The sequence below is a fragment of the Rhodococcus sp. YH1 genome, assembly GCF_009939605.1.
GTDB classification, from domain to species: domain Bacteria; phylum Actinomycetota; class Actinomycetes; order Mycobacteriales; family Mycobacteriaceae; genus Rhodococcus; species Rhodococcus aetherivorans.
The window spans coordinates 1-7,003 of sequence record NZ_WVTE01000122.1 but is presented as its reverse complement, the minus strand read 5'-3'; the positions used below and the strand labels follow the sequence as shown (position 1 = coordinate 7,003).

General features: G+C 72.7%; 6 protein-coding genes. 3 read left to right on the top strand and 3 right to left on the bottom strand.

The window, feature by feature from the left end:
- A partial coding sequence (locus AIIKEEIJ_RS11445; RefSeq protein ID WP_161995692.1) for a sigma-70 family RNA polymerase sigma factor occupies positions 1-558 on the top strand: 558 nt, incomplete at its 5' end.
- A 103-nt stretch (positions 559-661) separates the two neighbouring features.
- On the opposite strand, the gene AIIKEEIJ_RS11440 is transcribed toward AIIKEEIJ_RS11445, so the two are convergent.
- Both AIIKEEIJ_RS11440 and AIIKEEIJ_RS11435 read right to left on the bottom strand, forming a co-directional pair.
- Positions 662-3,280 carry a bifunctional acetate--CoA ligase family protein/GNAT family N-acetyltransferase gene (locus tag AIIKEEIJ_RS11440; protein ID WP_075288601.1) on the bottom strand — a complete coding sequence of 873 codons (2,619 nt, stop codon included), beginning with the start codon at positions 3,278-3,280 and terminating at the stop codon, positions 662-664.
- Positions 3,281-3,512: 232 nt separating this feature from the next.
- Complete coding sequence (locus tag AIIKEEIJ_RS11435; protein WP_161995690.1) at positions 3,513-4,784, bottom strand: acetoin utilization protein AcuC; 1,272 nt, start codon at positions 4,782-4,784, stop codon at positions 3,513-3,515.
- A 150-nt stretch (positions 4,785-4,934) separates the two neighbouring features.
- On the opposite strand from AIIKEEIJ_RS11435, the gene AIIKEEIJ_RS11430 reads away from it, so the two are divergent.
- Complete coding sequence (locus AIIKEEIJ_RS11430) at positions 4,935-5,621, top strand: metal-dependent transcriptional regulator (protein WP_006935008.1); 687 nt, start codon at positions 4,935-4,937, stop codon at positions 5,619-5,621.
- Positions 5,622-5,674: 53 nt separating this feature from the next.
- Entirely contained in the window at positions 5,675-6,667 is a 993-nt protein-coding gene (galE, locus tag AIIKEEIJ_RS11425) for a UDP-glucose 4-epimerase GalE (protein ID WP_161995689.1), read from the top strand.
- 19 nt (positions 6,668-6,686) lie between these two features.
- On the opposite strand, the gene AIIKEEIJ_RS11420 is transcribed toward galE, so the two are convergent.
- The coding region (locus AIIKEEIJ_RS11420; protein ID WP_161995688.1) for a DUF4192 family protein at positions 6,687-7,003 on the bottom strand (317 nt) is incomplete at its 5' end.

Sequence of the window (7,003 nt, the reverse complement as noted above, 5' to 3'; positions counted from 1 at the left end):
TCGACCTACGCCACCTGGTGGATCCGGCAGGCCATCACCCGCGGCATGGCCGACCAGAGCCGCACGATCCGGCTCCCCGTCCACCTCGTCGAGCAGGTCAACAAGCTGGCCCGGATCAAGCGGGAACTGCATCAGCAGCTCGGCCGGGAGGCGACCGACGAGGAACTGTCCGCGGAGTCCGGTATCCCGGTCGAGAAGATCGGCGACCTGCTGGACCACAGCCGCGACCCGGTGAGCCTGGACATGCCGGTCGGCAACGACGAGGAGGCCCCGCTCGGCGACTTCATCGAGGATGCCGAGGCGACGTCCGCGGAGAACGCGGTGATCGCCGGGCTGCTGCACAGCGACGTGCGCAGCGTCCTGGCCACCCTGGACGAGCGCGAGCAGCAGGTGATCCGGCTGCGCTACGGCCTCGACGACGGCCAGCCCCGCACCCTCGACCAGATCGGCAAGCTGTTCGGCCTCTCCCGTGAGCGGGTCCGCCAGATCGAGCGGGAAGTGATGGGCAAGCTCCGCGAGGGCGACCGCGCCGAACGCCTCCGCGCCTACGCCAGCTGACCGGGCAGTCGGCCGGACGATCCCCGAGAACCGGGCTGGGTTCTCGGGGATCTTCGCGTCCGCGGACCGCCGCGGCCGTCAGCGCAGCCGGCGGGGGCCGAGGTCAGCGCAGCCGGCGAGGGCCGAGGTCGAGGGGGTGCGGCTCGGGGCCGATCCGCAGGTGCGCGTCGGTGATCTCCGCGCCCGTGGGGGACGCGAGGACCGGTTCGCACGCGATCTCCCGCACCTCCGGCAGATCGTCGGCGAGAGCGGAGATGCGCTGGACCAGGTCGACGAGCGCGGCCTTGCTGACCGGCTCGGTGTTGCGGTAGCCGGACAGCAGCGGCGCCGCCTTGGGTGCGTCTATCAGCTCGACCGCCTCGTCCTCGGTGACCGGCAGGACCCGGAAAGCGCGGTCGCCGAGCAGGTCGGAAATGACCCCGGCGAGACCGAACGAGATCAGCGACCCGAACGACGGGTCGTCCTGCACCTGCACGACGCAACCGATGCCCTTGGTGGCCATCTTCTGCACGTGCAGCAACGGCTCCCCGGAGACCGCGGCGAGGTCACGGTACGCGATCCGCACCGCCTCGGGCCCGAGCAGATCCAGCCGCACCCCGCTCAGGTCCGGCCGGTGCCGCCAGTGGGCGCCGGTCGCCTTCACCGCGACGGGGAACCCGATCTCCTCCGCGGCGGCGACGGCCTCGTCGGCCGTGGTCACCGCCCGGAACTCGGCGATGTGCACCCCGTAGCACGCGAGCAGGAGCGCCGCCTCGGTGTCCGAGAGCCAGCGTCCCTCCGGCGACGTCGCCAGCCACCCTTCGACCAGGGTGCGGGCCTTGTCGGCTTCGATGCCCGCCGGACGGACGACCTGGGACGCCGGACGGCTGCGCCACTTGGCGTACCGCCACGCCCGGGCCAGCGCGAGCGCCGCCCGCTCGGGCCCCGGATACGACGGCACCGAACCCCGGGTGGGATGGCCGTCCGGTCCGCGCACGGCGAGCACGTCGGGCAGGCCCTCGGTGGCGAGGAACGTCGTCAGCACCGGCTTGTCGGTGCCGGCGACGGCGTCGCGCAGGGCCTGCGCGTACGGCTCGACCGTCACGGCGACCGGGGGCACGAACACCGCGATCACCGCGTCGACATCGGCCGCCTCGAGCGCGTGGGCGACGGCTGCCGCGAACTGTTCCGGCGAGGCCGCCGCCCCCAGATCGACGGGTTCACCGACGTGCAGGCCCTCGCTGCGGGCGGCGTCGACGGCGAGCACGCCGAGGGCCGTGGAGTTGCCCACCACCGCGACGCGGGGGCCGGCGGGCAGCGGCTGGTAGCCGAACAACAGGGCGGAGTCGAACAACTGCGCGATCGAACCCACCTGCACGACGCCCGCCTGCTCGAACAGGTCCCGCACGATGGTGTCGTCCATCTCCCCCGTGCGGGCCGCGAGGACCGGGGGCACGGCGTGGCGGCCGCTCTTGACGGCGACGATCGGCTTGCTGCGGGCCACGCGCCGCGCGATACGCGAGAACTTGCGCGGATTGCCGAAGCTCTCGAGATACAGCAGCACCACCTCGGTGGCCGGATCGGTGTCCCAGTACTGCAGCAGGTCGTTGCCCGACAGGTCGGCACGGTTGCCGGCAGAGACGAACGAGGACAGGCCGACGCCGGTCTTGGCCGCCTCGTCGAGGATCGCGATGCCCAGCGCACCGGACTGGCAGAAGAAGCCGACGTTGCCGGCCGCGGGCAGCACGGGCGCGAGGGTGGCGTTGAGGCGGATCTCCGGATCGTTGTTGGCGACGCCGAGCGCGTTCGGCCCGATCAGCCGCATGCCGTGCGCCCGGGCCGCGTGGGCGAGGCGGCGTTCCGCGACCCGGCCCTCCGGACCGGTCTCGCCGAAGCCGGACGACACGACAAGCAACGCCTTGACGCCCTTCGCGAGGCAGTCGTCGAGCACCGCGTCGATGGCGTCGGCCGGGACCGCCGCGATCGCGAGGTCGATGTCGTCGGGGATGTCACGGACGGTCGGATAGGCCCGCACGCCACGCACCGAGCGGTGCTCGGCGTTGACCGGATAGACCGGGCCGGTGAAGCCGCTGCGCAGCATGTTGACCAGGACCGCGTTGCCGACCTTGCGGCTGTCGGTGGACGCGCCGATGACGGCGGCACTGCCCGGGCTGAGCAGGTTGCGGACGCTGCGGGCCTCGGCGGCGCGTTCGCGGGCGTTACGCACCGACACCAGCGCCTCGGTGGGGTCGATGGCGAACTCGAGTCGCACCACGCCGCCCTCGAAACTGCGGCTGACCTGGTAGCCGGCCTCCCGGAACACGGTCACCATGTTGCGGTTCTCGGCCAGCACCTCCGCGACGAAGGTGTGGAGGCCGTTCTCGGCGGCGGCCCCGGCGAGGTGCTCGAGCAGGATCGGACCGAGGCCGCGGCCCTGGTGCGCGTCGGCGACGGTGAATGCGACCTCGGCGGACAGGCCGTCGCCCTCGGGCAGACCCTCGTAGCGGCCGACCGCGATGATCTCCCCGCCGAGCAGGGCCACGAACGCGACCCGCCGGTGGTGGTCGACGACGGTGAAGTTGAACAGGTCCCGTTTCGACATCGTCGGGTAGGGGCCGAAGTAGCGGAGATAGCGGGTGCGCTCGGAGAGTTTGCTGTGGAAGTCCACGAGCAGGTCCGCGTCCTCGGGGACGATGGGCCGCAGGTGCACGGCCTTGCCGTCGGCGGCGAGGACGTCCGCCACCCAGTGCTTGGGGTAGTTGCGGGCGACAGCGAGTGCGCGCTCGCGGGCGGCCTCCTTCTCCGCCTGTGCGCGGGCGGCGGCATCGGCCGGCTCGCCGGCGGCGGCATCGGCCGGCTCGCCGGCGGCGGCATCGGCCGGCCCGCTGGCGGCATCGGCCGGCTCCCCGGCGGCGGCGTCGCCGTCGGGGGTCTGCCCCGCGGTGACCGCGGGGCCGTGGGCCGTGTTCTCGGATTCAGTCACGCGGGTCCTCCGGGTCCAGGCCGAGCAGCGGGAAGCAGGCCCGGCGGGTGGCGATGATGGCCGAGTCGACGCGGCTGAGGGCACGATCGAACGATGCGACGCCGGTCTCGGGGGTACCGCCGGGGCCGTCCCACGGCAGATACGCCACGTCGCCGCCCTCCCCCATCACGGTCGGCAGATCGACCCCCGGCGCCATCGCAGCGACCCGCTCGCGCCACTCGTCGGGGATCGGGGTGGCGGGGTCGATCTCGCGGTCGAGTACGGCTGCGATCAGGTGGGTCCAGGATCTCGGCACCACCCGCACCAGCCCGTAGCCGCCTCCGCCCACCGCGAGCCACCGGCCCTCGCAGTGCCGGTCCGCGAGCTCGCGCATGGCGAGATACGCCGCGCGCTGGCCGTCGACGGTCAACGAGAGGTCGGCCAGCGGATCCTCCCGGTGGCTGTCGGCACCGCACTGGCTGATGATGATCTGCGGCCGGAACGTCGCGACCGCGGCGGGGACGACGGCGTGGAATGCGCGCAGCCACAGCGCGTCGACGGTGCCGGGCAGGACCGGCAGGTTGATCGCGGTCCCCTCGGCGGCGCCGGTGCCGACCTCGCTGGACCAGCCGGTGTTCGGCCACAGCGTCGCGGGGTGCTGGTGGATGGAGACGGTGAGCACCCGGGGATCGCTCAGGAAGGCGTGCTGCACCCCGTCGCCGTGGTGGGCGTCGACGTCGATGTAGGCGATCCGGTCGAAGCCGTTGTCCAGGAGCCACGAGATGGCGATGGCGGCGTCGTTGTACACACAGAATCCGGCGGCCCAGTCCGCCATCGCATGGTGCATCCCACCGCCGATGCTCACCGCCCGCCGGGTGCGGCCGGCGGCGATCTCCCGGGCGGCGGCGAGGGTGCCGCCTGCGAGGACGGCACTGGCCTCGTGCATGCGCGGGAAGATCGGATTGTCCTCGGTGCCGAGACCGTGCGGGGCCTCCGCCCCGGCGGTCGAACCTGGCGGCAGGCTGCCGGCGTGCTTGACGGCCTCGACGTAGGCAGGGGTGTGGATGCGCAGCAGCTCGGCGTCGGTCGCGGCCGGCGGACGCAGGGTCTCCACCCCCTCGAGCAGGCCGAGGCCGCGGGACAGTGCCATCGTGAGATCGAGCCGGGTGGGATTCATGGGATGAGTCGGGCCCCACCGGTAGTCGAGGAAGTCCGGGCTCCACACCACCACTCGGTCGCCGCTCGGATGTGTCGGATCGCCCGTCGCGGCGGAGGTCGTGGTCATGGCCACAAAGCTACTGCGCCGTCCGGGGCGATGCGAGTGCCGCAGGGCCCCGGCGCGCCTGCCGCAGGCCCCGCCGGGCGGCGCCGCGCGAGGTGCGCCCGCCGGGGGTTTCGCCCGGTTAGAATCGGCCGCAGACGAAGGGGTGTGAGAGTGAAGGACCTGGTCGATACCACGGAGATGTACCTCCGGACGATCTACGACTTGGAGGAAGAGGGCGTCGTGCCGCTGCGTGCGCGCATTGCCGAACGCCTGGAACAGAGCGGACCGACCGTGAGCCAGACCGTCGCCCGGATGGAGCGGGACGGGCTGCTGCGCGTGGCAGGCGACCGGCACCTCGAGCTGACCGAGAAGGGCCGCGACCTGGCGGTGTCGGTCATGCGCAAGCATCGGCTCGCCGAGCGGCTGCTCGTGGATGTGATCGGTCTCGACTGGGAGAACGTGCACGCCGAGGCATGCCGCTGGGAGCACGTGATGAGCGAGGAGGTCGAGCGCCGCCTCGTCGAGGTGCTGCACAACCCCACGACCTCGCCGTACGGCAATCCGATTCCGGGACTGGACCAGCTCGGCCTGGACCGCCCGGCCGCGGCGGACGAGCGGCTGGTGCGGCTCACCGAGATCCCGCCGGGCAAGCCGACCGCCGTGGTCGTGCGCCGGCTAGCGGAGTACGTGCAGTCCGATCACGAGGTGATCGGGCGGCTGCGTGAGGCGGGGATCGTCCCCGACGCACGCGTTACAGTCGAGACGAAGCCGGGGTCGGTGGTCATCAACGTGCCCGGCCACGACGGCTTCGAACTTTCCGACGAGATGGCCCACGCGGTGCAGGTGAAGCAGGTCTGAGACAGGCCCCTTCTTCGCCGGCCCCGCGCGGGCCGGCGAAGAAGGGTCCCAGCGTGAGGCTTCTGGTTACCGGCGGTGCCGGCTATGTGGGCAGCGTCTGCAGCACGGTGCTGCTCGAGCAGGGTCACGAGGTGGTGATCCTCGACGATCTGTCCACCGGCAACGCCGACGCCGTCCCGGCCGGCGCGGAGTTCGTCGAGGGCGACATCGCGACCGCGGCCGCGGAGGTGCTCGGCGGCGGTGCACAGCCCCGGTTCGACGGGGTGCTGCACTTCGCGGCCCAGTCCCTGGTCGGCGAGTCCGTCGAGCATCCGGACAAGTACTGGCACGGCAACGTCGTCGCGACCCTCGCCCTGCTGGACGCGATCCGCGCCTCGGGAACACCGCGGCTGGTGTTCTCGTCGACGGCGGCGACGTACGGCGAGCCGGACCGGGTACCGATCACCGAGGATGCACCCGCCCGGCCCACCAACCCGTACGGCGCCACGAAACTCGCCATCGACCATGCGATCTCGTCGTACACGCGGGCGTACGGTCTGGCCGCGACGAGCCTGCGCTACTTCAACGTCGCGGGCGCATACCACGGTGCCGGCGAGAACCGCGTGGTCGAGACGCACCTGATTCCGCTCGTGCTGCAGGTGGCTCTCGGCCAGCGCGAGCACATCTCGGTGTTCGGCACCGACTGGCCGACCAAGGACGGCACGGCGGTGCGGGACTACATCCATGTCAAGGACCTCGCCGACGCCCACCTGCTGGCACTGGCGGCCGCCCGGCCCGGCGAGCACGCCGTCTACAACCTCGGGAGCGGCGAGGGTTTCACCGTCCGGGAGGTCATCGAGGCGTGCCGCCGGGTGACGGGCCTGCCGATCACGGGGGTCGATGCACCCCGGCGCGCCGGGGATCCGGCCGTGCTGATCGCGTCGAGCCGCCGCGCCGTCGAGGAACTGGGCTGGAAGCCGCAGCACACGAGCCTCGACGAGATCGTCGCCGACGCGTGGGTCTACCTGCAGGAACTCGGCGACCGGTCGCACGCGGCACGGCGCTGAGCCGGCGCCGTCCCGGCGGTCACGCCGCCGGTGCGGGCGGGGGCATTCGCACCCCGAGCCGCGCGGCGATCTCGTAGCCGGTGTCGGCGAGGCCGCGCACGGTGTGCGGCCGCAGCCCGGCCTGCAGGGCCTGGTCGAGGAGGTCGGCGAGCCGGTGCCGCGGGTTGGACTCGAGTGCGACCCCCAGGGCCACCCCGGCGAGCGGTCCGTCGCCCCGAACGTACGCGCTGTAGCCGACGAGGGCGGCGGCCTCGGCTCGTTCCGGGTCCGGGAGACGCCGGGTGAGCGTGACCCACAACCGTTCGGCGGTGTCGGCCTCGGCGCCCGCCGCGAGGG

Bases quoted from the DNA above. Each gene is read 5' to 3' on its own strand.
- AIIKEEIJ_RS11435 (WP_161995690.1), bottom strand. From the start codon at position 4,784: ATGACCACGACCTCCGCCGCGACGGGCGATCCGACACATCCGAGCGGC.